The 19,973-nt window shown below is 37.9% G+C and carries 24 protein-coding genes; 8 read left to right on the top strand and 16 right to left on the bottom strand.

Features of this window, described 5'->3' with window-relative positions; translation table 11 throughout:
* Positions 1-155: 155 nt before the first annotated feature.
* Positions 156-950: a carbon-nitrogen family hydrolase gene (locus BK585_RS00745; protein ID WP_078551249.1), complete on the bottom strand. Its 795-nt coding sequence runs from the start codon at positions 948-950 to the stop codon at positions 156-158.
* Positions 951-964: 14 nt separating this feature from the next.
* On the bottom strand, positions 965-2,140 hold the full coding sequence (locus BK585_RS00740) for a pyridoxal phosphate-dependent aminotransferase (protein ID WP_078551248.1): 1,176 nt from the start codon (positions 2,138-2,140) through the stop codon (positions 965-967).
* A gap of 174 nt (positions 2,141-2,314) precedes the next feature.
* Here BK585_RS00740 and BK585_RS00735 point away from each other — a divergent pair, with 174 nt between their 5' ends.
* From BK585_RS00735 to BK585_RS00725, 4 genes are all read left to right on the top strand, one after another.
* The gene (locus BK585_RS00735) at positions 2,315-3,112 is read left to right on the top strand and encodes an alpha/beta hydrolase (RefSeq protein ID WP_078551247.1); all 798 of its coding nucleotides are present in this window, start codon (positions 2,315-2,317) and stop codon (positions 3,110-3,112) included.
* 131 nt (positions 3,113-3,243) lie between these two features.
* Positions 3,244-3,369, top strand: a complete 126-nt coding sequence (locus tag BK585_RS24565; protein WP_281248854.1) for a hypothetical protein — start codon at positions 3,244-3,246, stop codon at positions 3,367-3,369.
* Positions 3,370-3,393: 24 nt separating this feature from the next.
* Positions 3,394-3,672: a hypothetical protein gene (locus BK585_RS00730; RefSeq protein ID WP_078551246.1), complete on the top strand. Its 279-nt coding sequence runs from the start codon at positions 3,394-3,396 to the stop codon at positions 3,670-3,672.
* A gap of 68 nt (positions 3,673-3,740) precedes the next feature.
* Positions 3,741-4,553 carry an MBL fold metallo-hydrolase gene (locus tag BK585_RS00725; protein ID WP_078551245.1) on the top strand — a complete coding sequence of 271 codons (813 nt, stop codon included), beginning with the start codon at positions 3,741-3,743 and terminating at the stop codon, positions 4,551-4,553.
* Positions 4,554-4,609: 56 nt separating this feature from the next.
* On the opposite strand, the gene BK585_RS00720 is transcribed toward BK585_RS00725, so the two are convergent.
* From BK585_RS00720 to BK585_RS00660, 14 genes are all read right to left on the bottom strand, one after another.
* Positions 4,610-5,599 carry a Gfo/Idh/MocA family protein gene (locus BK585_RS00720; RefSeq protein WP_078551244.1) on the bottom strand — a complete coding sequence of 330 codons (990 nt, stop codon included), beginning with the start codon at positions 5,597-5,599 and terminating at the stop codon, positions 4,610-4,612.
* Positions 5,600-5,728: 129 nt separating this feature from the next.
* On the bottom strand, positions 5,729-7,267 hold the full coding sequence (locus tag BK585_RS00715) for a flotillin family protein (RefSeq protein WP_139367624.1): 1,539 nt from the start codon (positions 7,265-7,267) through the stop codon (positions 5,729-5,731).
* Positions 7,268-7,303: 36 nt separating this feature from the next.
* Positions 7,304-7,834 carry an NfeD family membrane protein gene (locus BK585_RS00710; protein ID WP_078551242.1) on the bottom strand — a complete coding sequence of 177 codons (531 nt, stop codon included), beginning with the start codon at positions 7,832-7,834 and terminating at the stop codon, positions 7,304-7,306.
* A gap of 5 nt (positions 7,835-7,839) precedes the next feature.
* On the bottom strand, positions 7,840-8,526 hold the full coding sequence (locus BK585_RS00705; RefSeq protein WP_078551241.1) for a PspA/IM30 family protein: 687 nt from the start codon (positions 8,524-8,526) through the stop codon (positions 7,840-7,842).
* Between the two features lie 276 nt (positions 8,527-8,802).
* Positions 8,803-9,309: a ferritin gene (locus BK585_RS00700; protein WP_078551240.1), complete on the bottom strand. Its 507-nt coding sequence runs from the start codon at positions 9,307-9,309 to the stop codon at positions 8,803-8,805.
* A 189-nt stretch (positions 9,310-9,498) separates the two neighbouring features.
* Positions 9,499-9,780, bottom strand: a complete 282-nt coding sequence (locus BK585_RS24955) for a HesB-like (seleno)protein (RefSeq protein ID WP_472924273.1) — start codon at positions 9,778-9,780, stop codon at positions 9,499-9,501.
* An 11-nt stretch (positions 9,781-9,791) separates the two neighbouring features.
* Positions 9,792-11,552 carry an arsenical pump-driving ATPase gene (arsA, locus tag BK585_RS00695; RefSeq protein ID WP_078551239.1) on the bottom strand — a complete coding sequence of 587 codons (1,761 nt, stop codon included), beginning with the start codon at positions 11,550-11,552 and terminating at the stop codon, positions 9,792-9,794.
* Positions 11,553-11,570: 18 nt separating this feature from the next.
* Positions 11,571-11,921, bottom strand: coding sequence for an arsenite efflux transporter metallochaperone ArsD (arsD, locus tag BK585_RS00690; protein ID WP_078551238.1), 351 nt, complete (start codon positions 11,919-11,921; stop codon positions 11,571-11,573).
* Between the two features lie 201 nt (positions 11,922-12,122).
* Positions 12,123-12,542, bottom strand: coding sequence for an arsenate reductase (thioredoxin) (gene arsC, locus BK585_RS00685; protein WP_078551237.1), 420 nt, complete (start codon positions 12,540-12,542; stop codon positions 12,123-12,125).
* Between the two features lie 17 nt (positions 12,543-12,559).
* On the bottom strand, positions 12,560-13,870 hold the full coding sequence (locus tag BK585_RS00680; protein WP_078551236.1) for an arsenic transporter: 1,311 nt from the start codon (positions 13,868-13,870) through the stop codon (positions 12,560-12,562).
* Between the two features lie 31 nt (positions 13,871-13,901).
* Positions 13,902-14,252 carry an ArsR/SmtB family transcription factor gene (locus BK585_RS00675; RefSeq protein WP_078551235.1) on the bottom strand — a complete coding sequence of 117 codons (351 nt, stop codon included), beginning with the start codon at positions 14,250-14,252 and terminating at the stop codon, positions 13,902-13,904.
* A 222-nt stretch (positions 14,253-14,474) separates the two neighbouring features.
* Positions 14,475-14,654 (bottom strand): hypothetical protein, encoded by a 180-nt coding sequence (locus tag BK585_RS00670; protein WP_078551234.1) that lies wholly within the window; start codon positions 14,652-14,654, stop codon positions 14,475-14,477.
* Positions 14,655-14,788: 134 nt separating this feature from the next.
* Positions 14,789-16,357, bottom strand: coding sequence for an MDR family MFS transporter (locus BK585_RS00665; protein WP_078551233.1), 1,569 nt, complete (start codon positions 16,355-16,357; stop codon positions 14,789-14,791).
* Positions 16,358-16,382: 25 nt separating this feature from the next.
* On the bottom strand, positions 16,383-16,811 hold the full coding sequence (locus BK585_RS00660) for a MarR family winged helix-turn-helix transcriptional regulator (RefSeq protein ID WP_078551232.1): 429 nt from the start codon (positions 16,809-16,811) through the stop codon (positions 16,383-16,385).
* Between the two features lie 191 nt (positions 16,812-17,002).
* On the opposite strand from BK585_RS00660, the gene BK585_RS00655 reads away from it, so the two are divergent.
* From BK585_RS00655 to BK585_RS00640, 4 genes are all read left to right on the top strand, one after another.
* Entirely contained in the window at positions 17,003-17,218 is a 216-nt protein-coding gene (locus tag BK585_RS00655; protein WP_245805760.1) for a helix-turn-helix transcriptional regulator, read from the top strand.
* Complete coding sequence (locus BK585_RS00650; RefSeq protein WP_078551230.1) at positions 17,215-17,700, top strand: hypothetical protein; 486 nt, start codon at positions 17,215-17,217, stop codon at positions 17,698-17,700. Before BK585_RS00655 ends, BK585_RS00650 begins: the two co-directional genes overlap by 4 nt.
* A gap of 113 nt (positions 17,701-17,813) precedes the next feature.
* On the top strand, positions 17,814-19,601 hold the full coding sequence (locus BK585_RS00645; protein ID WP_078551229.1) for an ABC transporter ATP-binding protein: 1,788 nt from the start codon (positions 17,814-17,816) through the stop codon (positions 19,599-19,601).
* Positions 19,602-19,693: 92 nt separating this feature from the next.
* On the top strand, positions 19,694-19,786 hold the full coding sequence (locus tag BK585_RS00640; RefSeq protein WP_139367471.1) for a YjcZ family sporulation protein: 93 nt from the start codon (positions 19,694-19,696) through the stop codon (positions 19,784-19,786).
* Positions 19,787-19,973: the final 187 nt, after the last annotated feature.

Raw genomic sequence — 19,973 nt, 5'->3', positions numbered from 1 at the left:
TCCATTACCGCACGCTCCTCTTTTTCACTTGCTTCGGGTATGGTTCTCTCTCTTCCATTACCGTACGCTCCCTTTTCCAGCGTCTGCGGTTTCGGTTCTTCGATTACAAGAAAAAAGAAAAGCTTACTGTATCTCCAGTAAGCTTCTTATCATTCTTATAATCTCTTATATAAATTAGGAACACGGCTTTCAAACACGGGTACAATCTTTCTTGCGGTGGTTACTTCCTCAAGCTTTAGTTCTGCGGTTATCGTTTGTTCTTCGCTAGCACTTCCTTGTGCGATAACTTCTCCCCATGGAGTAATTACTTTAGAACGACCGCAAAACTCCACGTCATTATAAGTTCCTACTCGATTTGAGGAGACCACATACATTTGGTTTTCAATCGCTCGAGCAATTTGAAGATGCTTCCAGTGTTCCTTCCTCGCTTCGGGCCATTCTGCTAGCAAAAATAAGACCTGTGCTCCTTCTAGTGCCAGTGAACGGGCAAGCTCTGGGAAACGTAAATCATAACAAATGATGACCCCCATTTTAACCCCATCAAGTTCAAACGTAATCGCTTGTTCTCTTCCACCTTTTAAATATAGATGTTCATCAAGCATCGGAACGAGATGCATTTTATCGTATTGATGAACGAGTTTGCCTTCTCTGTTAAATATGAACGCTCGATTATAAATATTGTCATTTTCCTTAGTTGCAATAGACCCCGCTACGATATTTACGTTATACATCAAAGCCCAGTGAGAGAGGAGCTCAATTGTTTCTTTTGTATCTTCTTCTGCAAGTTGAGCCAAGTCCGTTAACGTATAAGCTGTTGTCCACATCTCAGGTAAGACAAGAACATCCGCTCCATCACCTTCCATCACAACTTGGATCCAATCTCTTACCTTCTGCTGATTGGCTTTAGGGTTTCCAGGAATGATGTCCATTTGATAAATAGCTACTCGCATCAAACAACCTCCTCCTATGTAAATAGCTTTAATTTGTCAATTCGTTTAACAGCTTCATCTAGTCGGTCAGTGTCTTCTAACAATCCAACTCGAATATACCCCTCCCCATATTGACCAAAGCCGCGACCAGGTGCAACAACAATATGAGCTTCTTCTAATAAATAATTGGCAAACTCATCTGAGCTAAAACCTTCTGGACACGGCAACCAGGCAAAGAATGACCCAGGAGGTGCAGTAACATTCCACCCAATCGACTTCAACCCATTCATCAGATGGTTTCTTCGTTGTTCATATAATTCAACAAGGTCTGTCACACATTGCTGAGAACTAAGGAGTGCTGTAGCTGCTGCTTGTTGAATTGCCCCAAAAATACTAACGTACATATGGTCTTGGAGAACATTAAGCATTTCAATGACAGATCGGTTCCCTACAGCAAACCCTATTCGCCAGCCTGCCATATTGTATGTTTTTGATAATGTATAGATTTCAATTCCGTTTTCTTTTGCCCCTTCTGTTTGCAGGAAGCTAATCGGTTTTTTTCCATCAAAACCTATTCCTCCATATGCGAAATCATGGACAACACAAAGGTCGTGGTGCTCCGCAAATGAGACAGTCTCAGAAAAGAACTCGGACGTCGCCACCGCTCCCGTTGGATTGTTAGGATAATTTAAAAATAGTAATTTTGCCTTTTCTAAAACCTCAGCACTAATGTTTTTATATGAGGGAAGAAAGTTATTTTCAGGAGTTAATGGCAGCATCTCCATCTCTCCGCCAGCCATCGCAACCCCAGACCAATAATCAGGGTAGCCTGGATCTGGTACAAGAGCTACATCGCCTTTGTTTAATAAACATTGACTAATCTCTACTAATCCGCCTTTTCCACCAAACAGGATACACACTTCATGCTCTGGATCTAAGCTGACACCGTATTCCCTTTGATAAAAGGTAGCTACAGCTTCTTTTAAAAAACTGTGACCGCGAAATGGGGAATATTTATGAAATATAGGATTGGCAGCTGCCTCTTGTAGACTTTTTACAATATGCTCTGGCGTCGGCTGGTCGGGGTTTCCTTGACCCAAGTTAATAATATCGAATCCTTGTTCCTTTAACCGCATAACTTTTCCGACAAGCTTAGCGAAGTACTGCTCTGGTAAGCTATTCATCATGTCATTTGCTTCAAATACTTTCAAAGGTGACACTCCATTCACTGATAATGTTACTTCTATATGTAACGTTATCATTTTTTACGTAAATAATCGATAAAATCTTCTAATCACTAGTATTGACTATTGCTTCGGGAATCATTATACTTAATACCAAGTAAGTTTATAGGAATACACAATATAAAAGAGTAGGTGTATACAATGGTCAACCAAGTTACAATCGCTTCAGGTAGTCGCAATCTTTCAGGAGCTGTTCACTTCCCAAGTAACCAACCTAAAATCCAAAAACCAGCTATCGTATTTGTTCATGGTTTTGTAGGTAGTAAGGTAGGCGAACATCGATTATTTGTCAAAGCTGCCCGACATTTTACGGAGCAAGGCTTTGTTGTCGTTCGTTTTGATTTTAGTGGATGTGGAGAAAGTGATGGAGACTACGGTGATGTAACGTTGACTAAGCAAAGAAACGAGCTTAAGGATGTCCTTTCTTTTGTTGAAGAGTTACCTGACGTAAACCGAGAAGAGATAACTGTTATAGCCCACAGCTTAGGTGGGGCGGTTGCTTCCTTAGTCGCTAAAACGGATACACGTATAAAACAATTAGTTTTATGGTCTCCCGTTGCGAATCCATATGAAGATATTACACGAATAACCGGAAAACACGCTGTGAAGCAGGCCTCACAACATGGTATTATTGATTATAAAGGTTTTTATGTAAGTCATGATTTCTTTGGCGATTTAAAAAAACATCACCCTCTTCAAAACATCTCTTTCTATCAAGGACCGGTCTTTATTTTACATGCCGATAAGGACCAAGATGTACCTAAAGAAAATGCAGAATTATACTTCAAATGTTTATCTATAGCATCAATTGAACTTCAATCAGCTGTAGATTATATCGAACACGCTGACCATACATTTACAAGCTATGCTTTTGAAAATGAATTGTTCTTGAAAACAGGGGATTGGCTAAAAAGTTTAATCGAAACAACTGTGTATTAATCGTGGGGTTAAAGTCGCTTAGACTTTTACTCCATTTTTTTATTAAAGCCTTCGATATACTCACTTTCCACATCTGCTTGCATAAACTAACACGAGGGAATTAGAGCTGAGTAAAGGTATGGAGGCAATCTATGAGATTTTCAAAAACAGTTTTACTAGTTGTTACGTTATTTATTGTCATTTCATTTGTTTTTGGCCCAAAAAGAGAAGGGCACGACGCTCCTGCAAGTCCCCTATTATTATTTGACCAAGATTAAACATAAGATAGGATGGTGTTTGTCATGAGCCACCGAGGTTCACACGGGAGTGACCCTTATGCGTCCTTTAAAGCCTTCGCAAAAAAACGGGGAATGAACCTTTCTCCTGAACAAATCGCTATAATTGCAGCTATTCTGACAAATTCATTACGTGTTCAATCTATCCTCTTAGACAAAGATAAAACAGTTCAAATCTTATTACAGGGTAATGTAGCAGGGGGGATGGATGAACTGATGCGGGAAATTCGTCATATGCCAGTTGGTGATATCCTAGACTCTTTATTTGTTCCACCTAAGCAATAGAACATCTGTTGATGAATGGCTATAATATGCTATACTGCCAATAGTCATTCATTTAACGGAGGAGTAAGATGAAAACCGCTTTTCAAATTCGTAGATTTGGTCCTGTTCAATGTTTACAAGGGTCTATTTATCGTTTCGGACGAAAGTTCACCTATTGTTGTTACTATATTGACGGACTTTTAATTGATACCGGTCCACCTTGTGCAAGAAAGGACTTACAAAAGTTTATTAAAACCCTTCATATTACAGGGATTGTAATTACTCACTATCATGAAGACCATACAGGAAATGCTGCCTGGATTTCAAAGGAACGAAATGTACCTGTCTATATGAACCCTGCAACAGCAATAAAACTGGGACAAGCTCATATCCCACTTTATCGTAAACTCATTTGGGGTCACTTAGAAACGATTTCAAGTCTTCCTCTACACAATGAATTAAAAACAAACCATTTTCATTTTTCGATTGTAGAAACTCCAGGTCACTCAGAAGATCACATTACAATTGTAGAAGAAGACCAAAAATGGTTATTCTCTGGTGATCTATTCTTAGGAAGACGATTATTGTATGGAATGAGAAATGAATCGGTTCCTCAATTAATTGAATCCATAGATAAAGTCGTAAAATATAACTTTGACACCCTGTTCTGTGGCCATGTCGGGATTGTAGAGGACGGGAAGGAAGGTCTACTTGCCAAAAAGGAATACTTACAATGGCTTATGCAAGAAACGCTCGATTTAAAAAAAGAAGGCTATTCGCTAGAGTCTATAACCGAAAAACTGTTACCTTCTCAAAGATTAGTCAGCTGGTTCTCAAGAGGAGAGATGTCTCCTATGCATTTAATATCGTCAATTGTTGAGCAACCAAACTCAAAGCATTAGGAAAACACACTAAAAAAGCAAAGCAAGGTGGATAGTCCACTTGCATTGCTTTTTTCTTATAAAAAAACGACTTCTTTTCGTTCAATTGATTTTAAACACGCTTCGACGGTTTTCATATTTAAAACCGTTTTATCACTGGAGTAAGCTGGCTCCGTTCCTGAGAGGATGCTATTAGAGAAGTGTTCGATCTGTTCAATGTACTGATGACCTGTAACCAACTCTTCACGTTCACCATCATCAGACTTAATGATTATTTTAGCAACTCCACCTTGGTTATCTGGTCGAAAAGCAACCGGGACGTGAATGACTCCTTTTTTTCCGATAACTGTATACTGTTCTTGGAAGAAGTGTTGAAAGCTACTGCGGAACGTAGCCGTTACATTCCCAGGAAAATGAAGTGTACCAAATGCTGAAATATCGACGCCTTCTTCGTTAAGCTCTGCGGAAACATAGACACTTTCTGGCTCACTTTCCGTTAACAAGCGACTGACATGCAAACAGTAGCATCCTACATCAAATAAGCTTCCCCCACCTGTTTCCTTTTTCAAACGAATGTTTTCTTGTTCAATATCAAGCACAAATGAGAATACCGAATCAATTGCTTTCAATTCGCCTATTTCACCTGACTGAATAATTTCTTTGACTCGATGATGCTGTGGGTGAAATTGATACATAAAGGCTTCCATAAAAATAACTCCGTTATCACGGCATGCTTGTCCCATTTCTTCAACTTCAGCTGAAGTGATAGCTGCTGGTTTTTCACATAGGACATGCTTTTTATAATTTGCCGCCTTGATGACCCATTCTTTATGTAACGAATTTGGAAGTGGAATATAGACTGCATCAATCTCTGTGTCTTCTAACAATTCAACATACGAGTTATAGACTGTTGGAATTCCAAATTCATCTGCTGTTTTTTGCGCAGAACCACTTGAGCTAGCAATAGCCCATACTTCGTTGTTCTCTGTTTCTTTTATAGTAGGAATCATGACACTTCTGGCAATACCAGCATTCCCAAGGATTCCCCATTTTATTGTCTTTTGCATAGTAACCACTCCTGCTTGTTTAAAGTTAATTCTCTTATTAACTATTAGCTATTTAATAGGATTATCCTTCCTAGTTAGAAATAAAAGAGGCAATGAAGTGTAAATTTAACCTCATTGCCTCCATATAAATTACTTCTCTTCTACAGTCTCTGTTGACACTTCTTGTTTACTTCTAACTTCTTCAGTTAATTGGTCTATGCTTTGTCGCACATTCGCTTTACCTGAGAAGTTCTCAATTAATTCCTTCACATCAATTCCAGATGATGCTTTAAGTGATTCCTGAAGCGAACTCATTAAGTCGGTAGCGTAACCTGTAATTTTGTTTGCACCACTGTTTTTACCGCTACCTCCTGTGTCAACAACAGTAATCTTCTCAATATTCGATAATGGACTTGCGACTTCTTTAGCGTAAGAAGGCAACATTTCTAAAATCATATCGAGCATTGCAGCCTCACCATACTTCTCATAAGCTTCAGCAATTTTTTCTTTCGCTTCGGCTTCAGCAAGACCTTTCAAGCGGATAACTTCTGCTTCTGCTTCCCCTTGTGCTTTTTCAGCTTCTGCTTTAGCTAAACCATCGATACGAATTTTTTCAGCTTCTGCTTTCGCTTGAGCTTCAATACGATATTTATTAGCATCTGCCTCAGCAAGTTGTTTACGTTTATCTGCTTCGGCTGCTTGTTCTACAGCATAACGGTCTGCATCTGCTTTCTTTTTCACTTCAGAATCATACTGCTTTTCACGACGAGCAATTTCTTTTTCTTCGAGTTCAATTTGCTTTTGACGCTCGATGATTTGAATTTGCATTTGTTGTTCCATTACATCTTGCTTCGAACGTGCTTCTTCTAGATGATAAGCTTGGTCGGCACGGGCTTTCGCTCTGTCTTGCTCAGTTCTAAATTCAGCTACTTTTAATTGATTGGATTTTTCAGCCTCGGCAATTTCAGTTGCTCTTTCAAGCTCTGAACGCTTCGCTTCTTTCTCTGCCTCAGCCTGCTTAATTCTTGTTTCTTTAATCGCTTCAGCAGTGGCTATATCAGCATCACGCTTCACTTGAGCGATTCTAGGTTTTCCTAACGAATCTAAATACCCATTCGGGTCACGAACATCTTTAATCGTAAAGGAAACGATGACTAGCCCCATTTTCGCTAAGTCCTGTGAGGCTACCTTTTGCACTTCTTGTGAAAACTTCTCACGGTTCTTATAAATTTCCTCAACGGTCATTGAACCCAAAATCGAACGAAGATGTCCTTCTAATACTTCCTTCGCTTCTTGTTCACGGTCTTGTTTTGTCTTTCCTAAAAATTGCTCAGCAGCTGTGGCAATTTCGCTTATAGAACCTCCAATTTTTATGATGGCTGTTCCATCTGCCATAACAGGTACACCTTGTTCCGTGTATACTTCTGGAGTCGAAACATCTAGTTTACTAGATAATAGACTCAGAGGTTTGGCTTGTTGAAAAACCGGTAGAATGAAAGTACCTCCACCTCGAACAATTTTAATTCGATTTCCCGCTTCATCAATATTTACATTTTTCTTTCCTAAGTAACTTCCTGTAACAATTAGGGCTTCATCTGGTCCAGCAGTTCTGTATTTTGAAACAAAAACTCCAATAAGTGCTAAAACAATAACAACTAAAACGCCTATTACGATAAAAATTGGTTCCATTGTTCCCATTCATATCCTCCTTTTTATTTCTTACTTTTATAGTTTCTCATGTTTTGTAACATGTAGAACTCCTTGGTTCACGTCAATGACTAGGACTTCGCTATCATATGGAATATCGACCCCATCAAAGCTACGTGCAGATTTGGCAATGCGAAGCGTTTTGCTTTCAATGATAACTTCACCAAAACCATCTGCTGGGATTGTAACAATCACTTTCCCTATTCGTCCCTTTAAATCTTCATCTGAATACGCCAGTGACTCTTCTGCATTAGAAAGTGGGATAAAGACAAAGATATTTAATAGTGTCACTACTAAAAAAGCTATACCACCAGAAAAAAAGAAGATGACGAAGCTGTTCATCGCTGATAGCCTTTCAAATAAATAACCAGCTCCACTAAAAATTGAAATAAATGATAAAACAAGACTCGGATTAAAGATGCCCTCAGGTATGAATTCAAACATACCTTCAATGATATCACCTAATAAGATATAGAGGAGAGTTAAACTCCCCCCAATGATAAGTCCTGCTAAATATATGTTCTCTAACGTATAGCCTAATAGCTCCATAGTCATTATTCCTTAGGTTGATTTTTTTGTGCTAACTTTTCCTTTAAACGCTCGAGTTCATTATCAACACCCGATTTTTTATCAAGCTCTTTTAATTCTTTATCAAAACTTGTTGAAGTATCTCTCATTTCCTCACTAGCCTCTGCTTCAGCTTCAAACCTTAGAATCTTCTCTTCCATTCTTTCAAATCCTCGTTTTGAGCCTTCGCTATTCATATTGGATAACGATTTATTGACCTGAGATTGGGCTTTTGCTGCTTGTGCCCTAGTGATAAGAGCTGACCTTTTTTGTTTCATCTCTTGGAACTCAGATTTCATTTCTGTTAATTTACCTTTTAAGTCTTCTACTTGTGCAACTGCGTTTCCATGTAATGTTGTGATTTCCGCTAACTCTGATTCTAGTCTAGCTTTATCACTTAACACTCTTCTCGCTAGCTCTTCATTACTGTCCTCTAACGCCTTAAGTGCTTGTTCCTCACGGATAGAAATTGTTTTACTAGCATCTTCACATTTACGCTTTAGTAGCTTTTCTTCAGCCATAATTTTAGCCGTAGAGCTTTCCACTTCTGCGATTTCTTGTTCCATTTCACGCAAATACTCATCTAGCATTTTCACCGGGTCTTCTGCCTTGTCAATCATATTGTGCAGCTCAGAACTTACCAAAGTACGGATTCTTCTAAAAAATTGAAACATGAATATTCCTCCTCATCATTTCTGTTCTTTGTAATTACATACTATACTTACGGAACTCCAAACAAGACGTTTCATTTTTTTAGGATTTTTTTAGTCGGATGACTAAATACTCAATTATATGGTAGTTACAAAATAAAGAAGTATAAGAAAACTGTACCAATTTTAGTAGACAAACACAACACTTTTATAGGAAAACAATAAAGCAAAGGTAATAGGATAAAAAAAGGATGAGACACAGGTTTTTTCACCTTTTATCTCACCCTTTTGTCCTAGACCCTATTCAGCTTCTGGCTCAAATGTTCTTTTAGAAAACTCTTCATCTAACATGAAAAATGCGTTGCTATCATCATCAATTCGTTTTAACTTTTGGATAATCGTGTCAAACATATCTTCTTCTTCTACTTGCTCTTCAATGAACCACTTTAAAAAGTTAATTGTGGCGTGCTCTCTTTCGTCCCAAGCTAAGTCTGATAAGTGATAAATTCGTTTTGTAACTTCTTTTTCCTGTAATAATGCTTTTTCGTAGGTGTCTAATATTGATGTGAATTTGTTATTAGGTTTATCAAAACCAGTAATTGTTGCTCGTTCACCAATGGCATTGATAAAGTTATAAAACTTCATCGCATGAAATCGTTCCTCTTCTGCTTGGATTAAATAAAAATTTGAAAATCCATCTAAGCTCTCCGCAGAACAATATGCTGCCATCGCTAAGTAAGCATGTGCCGAATAGAACTCAAAGTTCATTTGGTCATTTAATGCTTCCACTAATTTTTTGCTAACCATTATATCACCTCTTATTTTTCATTTTGTCTAATTATACCATTCATATACCCCATTCCCCAAAATATACGCTTCCTTGGTATATAACTAAAAAGGAAGACTCCATGAGTAGCCTTCCTTTTAAATCAAAAAAATAAAAATTCTATGTTAATAAATGAGTAGTACATTTAACTTTAGGCAAGTAACATTGAGTTAACAACACTCATTCTGTCCTAATAAAACAAAGCCCTTTTGTCCATTGTATTCTTGAACATCAAGAGTTAAAGGTTCAGCTTCTCTTTCTATCACTTTTTCAATAGCGACTTGAATTCCATTAATCGTTTCCACTTTATCTTCTGCTTCTGGCTCATCCAGAGCCAGTCCTAATTTAGGCGATCCTCAGCCCATGCCAGCTAAGTAAATGCGTATCCCATTCGCTTGCTTTTCTTCGAGGATTTCAAGCAAAGTTTCTTTTGCCTGGTCTGTAATTTGCATCAATATTCCTCCTAGTTTACTAACGATTTTAAAAGTTCATATCCTATCGTACCATGAACTTGCCATGGAATTACAGCAACTTGATTGTTATTTTTAGTTACTTCCTTTATCCATCGACCTTCAGATAAAGCTCGTCCGTGTAGAATTGGGTCTGTTGTTTGTGTTGCGGCTAAACTTTGGTTAATAACCCACCAACTTGGTGTAATTCCCGCTCGCTTTAAATCATCCTGTAACCGACTTGCTTCGTATACTGGGGTTGCCTCTGGTAAGGTAACGATAACAACATCAGTTTCTTTTTCATTTCGTAATCGTGGTAATAATTTTTGTACGGAAGGATGAACGTCTGCACCTGTTCGTTCTACTTCTTTTTGATACGATTGAGTGGCATCCAACAAAAGTAATGTATGCCCTGTCGGCGCCGTATCAATGACAACAAAGCAATCCTCTGCCTCTTCTACCACTTTAGCAAATGCTTGAAAGACAGCAATTTCCTCTGTACATGGAGATTGTAAATCCTCTTCTAAATAGGCTAAACCCTCTTCATCTACACCCTTTGCTTTTGCTTGTAAAAGTACCTGTTTTCGATACTTTTCCACCTCAGCTGTAGGATTGATTTCACTAAGTGTAATTCGGTCCTCTATCGTATTTTGAAAAACATACGATAAATGAGCGGCAGGGTCAGTTGTCGTTAACTTTACTTTGAGTCCTTTTTCAGCAAGACCAACTGCAATTGCAGCAGCTACAGTCGTTTTCCCCACTCCGCCTTTGCCCATTGTCATGACAACACCCGTTTTTCTTTCACTCATTTTTACCACAACGTTCTCAAGGGTTGGCATATCCATAATCTCGGGTTTTTCTGTTGGATTTTCGATGTTCCCGTTCGTAAATAACGACTTTAATGATGCTATTCCAGTCAATTGATAAGGGACATACGGAATTTCATAGGTTGTAAGATCCAGTAATTGTTTAGGAATATGTTTAATCGCCTCTTCTTGTTTTTCATAAAAGGCAGAAGCAATGACATCATCTTTCTTATATTCTTGAAGCTTACCATTTATGAGCAACCATTGATTTTCAAGACCAACCTCTTTTAATTCTTTCGAAGCTCGATTGGCCTCTTCAATTGAAGATATATCAGGTCTTGTGACCAGGATTACTGTTGTTTTAGCCTTATCTGATAACACCTCTACAGCATCATTGTACATGTTTTTTTTAGCTTCTAATCCAGCTAATGGTCCAAGACAAGATGCCCCATGCGGTGTTTGGTCTAAGAAATGAGTCCATGCACTTGGCAATTGCAACAATCGTAGCGTGTGACCTGTCGGCGCCGTATCAAAAATGATATGGTCGTACATTTGATTTTTCAGATCGTTTGTTAAAATTGACGTAAACTCATCAAACGCAGCAATTTCAACGGTACAAGCTCCAGATAGTTGCTCTTCCATTTGAGAAACGACGGGTGCAGGCAGTTTATCACGATACGGCCCTATTACTCTCTCACGATAGGCTTTTGCTACTTCTTCTGGGTTAATGTTAACAGCATACAAACCTGTAACACCAGGAATGCGAACAGGTTCTCGATGAATAGGCACTTCAAACACATCTTGTAAGTTTGATGCAGGGTCTGTACTGACAAGTAATACTCGCTTGCCTTCTAAAGCTAAATGAACGGCCGTGGCACAAGCAGTTGATGTTTTCCCAACTCCTCCTTTACCTGTAAAAAAAAGATAAGGAGTTAGGTTATGTGCGGTGGGTTGAAATTGTTTGTACATTTTTTCACCTACTCCGGTTTATCGTAGCTCTATATTCAATTGTGCTTGCTTTTTCTCTAACAAGGAAGGCTCCACTCCGAGGCATAAGGCAAGCTCCTCGTTAGTCGGATAGGTTCCTTCTTTTTTTACTTCTCCATCTACTAAAAATATAGGTAAACTATCCATCCCTTTTGTTTCTAGCAGATTTTGAACTTTCTCATTTGTTACAAATGCATCCGGCTCAGAAGTTAAGTTATAGCGTGTGATGTTGTAGCCATTTTTCTCTAATTTAAAAATAGCTGTTGCCACTCTCGTTAATTCAGGGTCAACCGAAGGACCACAAACACCAGTTGGACAACACATTGGCGGATCAAACAATTCCACTTTCATTAAAACTCACTCCTATAAGGAAAGCGACATAGTCGCCTTTTAGTAAAAGATAAAAGTATAGAAATTTGGGGTCATTCACTGAAGAGCACTGGCTTCGCTAACTCCACGTCAAACAAAAGAACCCCACTTTTGTTTGACTTTAAAAGATGGTAGCGGCTTTGCTCAGTGCTTCTAAGAAAAGACAGCTTCGCGTTTTTCTTCTTATTTCCCTGTTTCACCAAATTGCTTAATTCTGTCACCAATTTCATCACGAACTCGTTGGAAGAATGCCCATTTTTCTTCTTCTGTTCCTTCCGCTTTCGCTGGGTCGTCGAATCCCCAATGTACTCTTTCTTTATTTGGTGGAGTTGCTGGACAAACATCATTGGCATGACCACATAACGTTACAACTAGGTCTGCCTTTTGCAAAATTTCTGGGTCTATCGTATCCGATGTTTGGTTTGTTATATCAACATCAACTTCTGCCATAGCTTTTACGGCATTAGGGTTCACCCCGTGTGCTTCAATCCCCGCTGAATAGACCTCGTATTTGTCACCTAAATATGTTTTACCCCATCCTTCAGCCATCTGACTTCTGCAAGAATTCCCTGTACATAAAAAATAAATAATTGGTTTTGACATGTTTACTACTCCCTTTTTTATAAAATAATTATTAACCATAAATAAAGACCAACTAACGTGATAAATAAGGTAGGTACCGTTAGGATAATTCCAACCTTAAAGTAATAACCCCAAGTGATCTTTACACCCTTTTTCATTAATACGTGGAGCCACAATAGTGTAGCTAATGACCCGATTGGGGTTATTTTCGGACCAAGGTCAGAGCCAATCACATTCGCATATATTAAGGCCTCTCGCATCACACCAGTTGTGTTTGTATCTGCGATTGCTAATGCATTAATCATCACTGTTGGCATGTTATTCATCACAGACGATAAAATCGCTGCAATAAATCCCATAGAAATTGTCGCTATAAACAACCCTTGGTCAGCTGCCAACTCTATAACTCCTGCAAGCATTTCAGTCAAGCCAACATTTCGTAAGCTGTAGACAACAACATACATCCCAATTGAGAAGACTACAATTTCCCATGGCGCACCTTTTATTATCCCTGCTGAACTGAGCTTCTCATTTTTCGCGCTCATCATTCTAAAAATAAAATAGAAGATAAGTGCAATTGGCATCGCAACAAATGAAACAGGAATTTGAATAAATTCACTTACAAAATAACCGATAAGTAGGAATGCTAAGATATACCAAGATAAAGTAAATAACCCTTTATCCTTTATTGCTTCATTTGGTTTTTTTAATTGTTTTACGTCATATTGAGCTGGTATATCTTTTCGGAAATATAAATACAGAACAAGCATACTAGCGCCTAGCGCAAAAAAGTTAGGAATAATCATACGAGTCGCATATTCTATAAATCCTATCCCAAAAAAATCAGCTGAGACAATATTTACTAAATTACTTACAATTAAAGGTAATGAGGTCGTGTCTGCAATAAAGCCACTAGCCATAATGAACGGTAAAATCATGGCATCCTTAAAGCGAAGAGCACGTACCATCGCTAACACGATAGGCGTTAAGATTAGTGCTGCCCCATCGTTAGCAAACAATGCTGCCACAACAGCTCCTAACAAAGAAATAAAAATGAACATTTTTATACCATTGCCCTTAGCGATTCGTGCCATATGTAGGGCAGACCATTCAAAAAAGCCTATTTCATCTAATATTAATGAAATAATAATAATCGCTACAAAGGTTAACGTTGCATTCCAAACAATGCCTGTTACCGTAACCACATCACCACGGTCAACCACGCCAACACTAAGCGCTAACACGGCTCCTATTGTTGCAGACCATCCAATTGAGAGTCCCTTTGGTTGCCAAATGACTAATGTTAAGGTGAACAGAAATATCACGGAAGCTAAAATAATAGATGTCACCTGTTTGTTTCCCCACTTCCTTTATAATCTTTTAATCACAACACACACGTAGCCCTTTTTTTTCAAGCATATCAAGCTTTTCCTTATGGTTTGGGATATGCTCTAATACATTTGCTACTAAATGGAATGCTTCATGAGTTCGGTTAATTCGATAAAAAATCCATTGTCCCCGTCTTTCTTCTTCTACAAGGCCAATGTCCCTAAGTTTTCGTAAATGTTGACTTACTGACGGTTGACTCATTTGAAATAATTCAACAAACTCACAAACACAGCATTCGTCCTCAGCTAAAATCGCTATCATCGTAAGCCTTGTCTTGTCACCAAGCAATTTCAAAACTTTACTTGCATCTGTCACTCCTAGTTTTTCTACGATTTCAGTCATGTAATACACCCCTCACTCAAACTTCCATAAGTAGTATATAATTATATACTTATATACTCAACTGATTTCTCTCATTTTCTTTATGTAGTTTTTGTTACTACATTTACAAATATGTTAAGAAAGATTAGAAGGATCGACATAATGAAATCTTACCCTTTTTGTCCCACCCTGCTTATAAAAAAAGCTAACAAAAGGTTCCCCTTCTGTTAGCTTTTTTACAATTTATTCAGCTGCTTCTTCTGTATCTTCAATCTCTACTTCTACTTCTGGTGTATCATCTACTTCTACCTCATCAACTGGGTTGCTATCAACTGGGTCTTCTACACCGTCTCCACCACATGCTGCTAATACACTTAGTGCAAACACACCAGAAATTAATGATAATAATAATTTTTTATTCATTATGTCCCCTCCAAAAAAATATTTTTGGTTTACTTTGAAATAGTAACAGGTGACTATACATTTGAGGAAGGGTTTTTGGTGCATTTATACATTTTTATAGTTTCTATGATATTACTCCACTTTTTTTTATACTTTTACAAATTGTTTTTATCAACTTTCTCTGGTTCATTGGATGTTCGGAGCTCAATTTCATTTAACAATAAGGTAAGTAAAAAGGCCACAACAATAACAACACCGCTTACAAAAAACACTGTAGTTAAGCCTACATTTAATGCTTCTCGCATCATACTAATCACTTGTTCAAATGCAGAGTGAGTTTCTACTGGCAATGTTTCTTGTACCGACGTTACAAGGTCTGGGTCCATAAGTAATTCTGGACTTTGAAGCTGCTCTACTTGTTCGGATGGTAACTCTGGCATCGTTGCCCCCACTAAATCATTTGTCATTTTTGAACTCATCACATATCCTAGGACAGCAACCCCAACCGTCCCTCCGATTTGTCTTGAAAGCTGAGAAGTGGCTGTTGCTACACCTAAATATTTATGCTCGACTGCATTCTGTACGGTTAGCGTGAAGATTGGCATTGTAAGCCCTAAACCCACTCCGGTAATAAGTAAATGAATAACTAGTGTAACTAGGCTAGCATCTGCCGCTAAAGTTGAATTTAAGAAAAAACCAGTTGCCATTAATGCAAACCCTACTAATGCTATTTTCTTATATTTTCCTGTTTTTGTGATGAGTTGACCCGATAGAGCACTTGCCGCAACTAACGCAAGGGTCATTACCATTTCCACTAAGCCTGAGGTCGTTGCAGTTCTTCCGAGTACACCTTGAACATAGAAAGGGACATACATGATAACACCAAACATCCCCGCTCCAGATAAAAAGGCTATGCTATTTGAGAGTGAAACTATTTTATTTTTAAATAAGTGAAGAGGTACGACTGGACTTTCTACCTTTAATTCAATGAGTATAAAAATTCCTAAAGCTACAAGTGAAACTAGAAATATAGTTATAATTTCAAGAGAAGTCCAAGCGTATTCTGTCCCTGCCCAACTAAAGCCTATTAACAATAGAAATATAAAAATGGATAATACGAACGACCCGAAGTAATCAATTTTTTCTTTATTCCTCTGAACGGTTTTTGGATATAGCTTAAGTATCATGAAAAAGGCTATGACACCAACGGGTAAGAATACCCAAAACACCCATGACCAATCCATATTATCGACAATTACACCACCTAATGTGGGGCCAAACAAACTCGAAACACCAAATACTCCGGTCATTAATCCTTGCCAACGACCTCGTTCACGAGGAGAAAATAAATCACCAACAGTTGTTAGTGCCGTTGACATGATCATACCGCCACCGAAGCCTTGAATGCCTCTAAATATAATCAATTGCACGATCGTTGCTGAAAATCCACAAAGGAGTGACCCGATTACAAAGATAATGATTCCTATGAGGATAAAAGGTTTTCTTCCATATATATCTGATAACTTACCTACTAAAATAGCGGTTATACTAGATGCAAGCATATAAATCGTGAATGCCCAATTAAAATGCTCCATCCCACCAATATCAGCTACAATCTTTGGTAAAGAGGTTCCAACAATGGTCATATTTAAGGCAGCAAATAGCATCACAGATAACACCGCAACCATAATTGTTACTTTCTTTTTCATTTCAAGCTGTTCCACAGTTTACCTCCTCGACCCACTTTTTCTACTTTTGTTGCTTTGCCATCGTTTTAGAAATCTTTTGGATTGCTTTACTCGCACTTACTATTTCTTCGTCTGATAACTCTTTAAGTACCTCAGCCACTTTATTAATGTTCTCCTTCTTCTTTCTTTCTACATATAATCTTCCTTTTTCAGAAAGAGAAATAAGCACAATTCTGCGGTCCTTAATGTCCCGAATTCTCTCAATTAATCCACTTGTTTCCAGCTTATCAGCAATGGCTGTCGCTGCCCCAGGTGTAATGCCAAAGTGATTGGAAATATCGGTTGTTTTAATTTTCTCTTGGCTATGTATATAAAAAAGTAAAAACATTTGACCATAGGTTATGCCTTCCTCTTCTGAAGGAGCCATAATTCCAATCATCTGTTCATGAACTTCTTTTAAAGACACAATAAGTTCTTCATACTTATTCATCCGTATTCTACTCCTTTAAAATAGTTTAATGATTAAAATATATCACTTACCAATGTGAAGTCAATCTATAGCCTGACACACAATATGATTCAAAACGCACCCATTTATGAAATATGTTATTGATAATTAACATAATGTTAGGTATACTTAACAAACAAAGTGATACCATGTTTATCCAGGAGGGTGTGTTCGTGGAAAAAAAGCTCTATAACAGAGTAAAGGAACTCCGAGCTCGATTTAACTTTACTCAAAGTGATTTAGCCGATAAGGTTGGAGTCACTCGACAAACGATAGCTGCCGTTGAAAAATGCGAATATATTCCTTCTGCTTATCTAGCTCTTCTAATTTGCCGTGAATTTAATCTGCCTATGGAAAATGTATTTTCATTAGAGGAGGAAACATTGTGAAAAAAATGGTTCGTAGTTATTGGGTCACCATTCTAATTTTCGTATTGTTTGGGTGGGCTCTTGTTAATTTTAATCATGTATTTTCAGAATTCGCTCATGTGGTCACGACTGGTCAAGAAGGATTTGATCTTTCATTAAACGTTATGCCGATATTTATACTATTTCTAGTAGCTATCACTCTGGCAGTTCCTACTTATCTTTATCGAAGAAGACGTAGAAAAGAATCATGGAAAAGCATTATTGTCATTCCTGAAGAATTTTTAGATGACGATGAAAGGGAAGCGTATATTACAGCAAAAGCCTGTCAAAAAGCTTATCTATCGATGCATTTTGTAGTTCCTGCTTTTGCCGCTATCACTGCTATCGTCTATCCATTTTTTACAGAAACGGTTCCTTACTTGCCGATTATTTTTATCCTTTTAATCGCCATTGTGCAAATTACCGTCTTTCATGTTTCTGTAAGGCAACAAATCAAAGCCTAATTCTAAAGCATATTGCCCTATTAAATGAATAAACTGATCATTGTATGTTATTTCTTAAAGTAATGTACGACGGTGGTTAGATAAAAATAAAACTACCTTGGAGTGGAGAACTATTGCAAACTAAAATCGACAACGAATCTTTAAATTTTGAACCTTTATTAGAAAATGAAAATGTACAAAGGGGAAAGGCACTGACTTTCCTTTCTCTTTTGTATAAAGGTCAAATTAAAAATCTACTTTTCTCTTTGTTTTTCTTTCTGATAAAACACTCACCTGTTTGGGTCATCCCTATTGTAACAGGAAACGTAATTGATATTGCTACAAATCCAGAACGCCATAGTATATCTGAGCTCTGGATTAACTTAGCTATTGTATCTTTTGTGATTTTACAAAACATTCCGTCGCAAATGTTACATATTAGCTTTCTTAGTAAAGCGTCTAGACATGTAGAAGCGGGTTTACGAAGTACACTTATTCGAAAGCTCCAACATTTATCAATTTCCTACCATAGTGAATTACGATCGGGAAAACTTCAAGCAAAGGTCCTTCGCGATGTTGAAAATATAGAGATGTTATCAAAGCAGATTATGTTCACCTTTTCTGCTGCCATTACAAACGTACTTGTAGCGATTACCATCACCGCGATGAAAAACTTACTTGTAGCGTTATTCTTTATTTTGGTTATTCCTCTTGGTCTTTTTATTGTGTATATCTTTAAAAAGAAACTATTAAAGAGAAATAGAGAATTCCGAAAACAAATCGAAACGATGTCAGGGCAAGTCGCTGAAACTGTGGAAATGATTCCTGTCACAAGAGCACATGGACTAGAAGACTTAGAAATCCAGAAAACAGACTCCACCTTACGAACGCTAAAAGGAAAAGGATACAGATTGGATTTAACAGAAGCCTTATTCGGTTCTTCTAGCTGGGTTCTCTTTCAAATGTTCCAAATGTTCTGCTTGATTTTCACAGCAATTCTCGCCTTCCGCGGTGAAATAACGGTTGGTGACGTTGTGTTGTATCAAGGATTTTTCACAACGATTTTAATGTCGGTCAATCATGTCATAAATGTTTACCCTCAGTTAGCTAAGGGCTATGAGTCTATTATCTCTGTTTCAGAAGTACTTCTATCAAAAGAAACAGCTGAATACCAAGGACAGAAGATTCTTAATAAGGTGGAAGGCCATTTTTCGTTCGAGCATGTTTATTTTCATTATCATGACACCGATAAGCATGTATTACATGACTTTAACTTACAAGTAAAAGCAGGTGAATGTATTGCCTTTGTTGGAGAGTCAGGAGCTGGAAAATCAACTGTGCTTAGCATGATGGTCGGTTTTTATCGCCCAACTTCTGGTCAGATTTTTATCGATGGTAAAACATTTGATGACATTAATATGCAATCATATCGTCAAAAATTAGCGGTTGTTCCACAAACGACAGTATTGTTTTCTGGGTCAATCCGAGAAAACATTACATATGGACTCAGTGGTGTTACAGAAGAACAGCTTAATGATGTAGTAGAAATGGCAAATCTTACAGATGTCATTGCCGATATGCCAAATGGGTTAGATACGCTAGTGGGAGAACATGGGGGCAAGCTTTCGGGAGGCCAGAGGCAACGAATTGCGATTGCTCGCGCCCTCATTCGTAACCCGCAAGTCATTTTATTAGATGAAGCAACATCAGCGTTAGATAATAAATCTGAATATAAAGTTCAACAAGCGATTCGCCAACTCATTAAAGGGCGGACGACATTTATTGTAGCTCATCGTCTATCGACGATCCGAGACGCCGATCGAATTGTCGTGATGAAAAACGGTCAATGTGTGGAAGTTGGCACGTACGATGAACTTATGGACAAAAAAGGAGAATTCTATCAACTCAAACAAATGCAATAACATGTACATTCGTTTGTTTTCTCATACTGTCTAATCAAACAGACCCCCTTTCTCATACGATATAGTATCGTCAGATGAAAGGGGGTCTTTCGATGAGTGGTTATGGTCACAGATTTACTGGGGGGTTTGCGTTAATCGTTGTACTCTTCATTCTGTTAGTAATTGTTGGAGCAGCTTGGTGCTAGGATTATAATTTGGAGAGCGCCTTTTATGGCGCTCTCCCCTTATTTATGAGACAATTAGATTAGGTGACTGTAATCGATTACTGAATCGTAATACATATTTTACTTTGACTAGCTTACTTAAGCTTGGGTCTTGTCAACATATATCTGATATTGTGTTTTAATTAACAGGGATAATTAGCACACTATT

This window comes from Bacillus alkalicellulosilyticus, from assembly GCF_002019795.1.
GTDB lineage: Bacteria > Bacillota > Bacilli > Bacillales > Bacillaceae_F > Bacillus_AO > Bacillus_AO alkalicellulosilyticum.
Note: the sequence above shows the minus strand (reverse complement) of the source record. Positions and strands in the feature narration are given on the sequence as shown.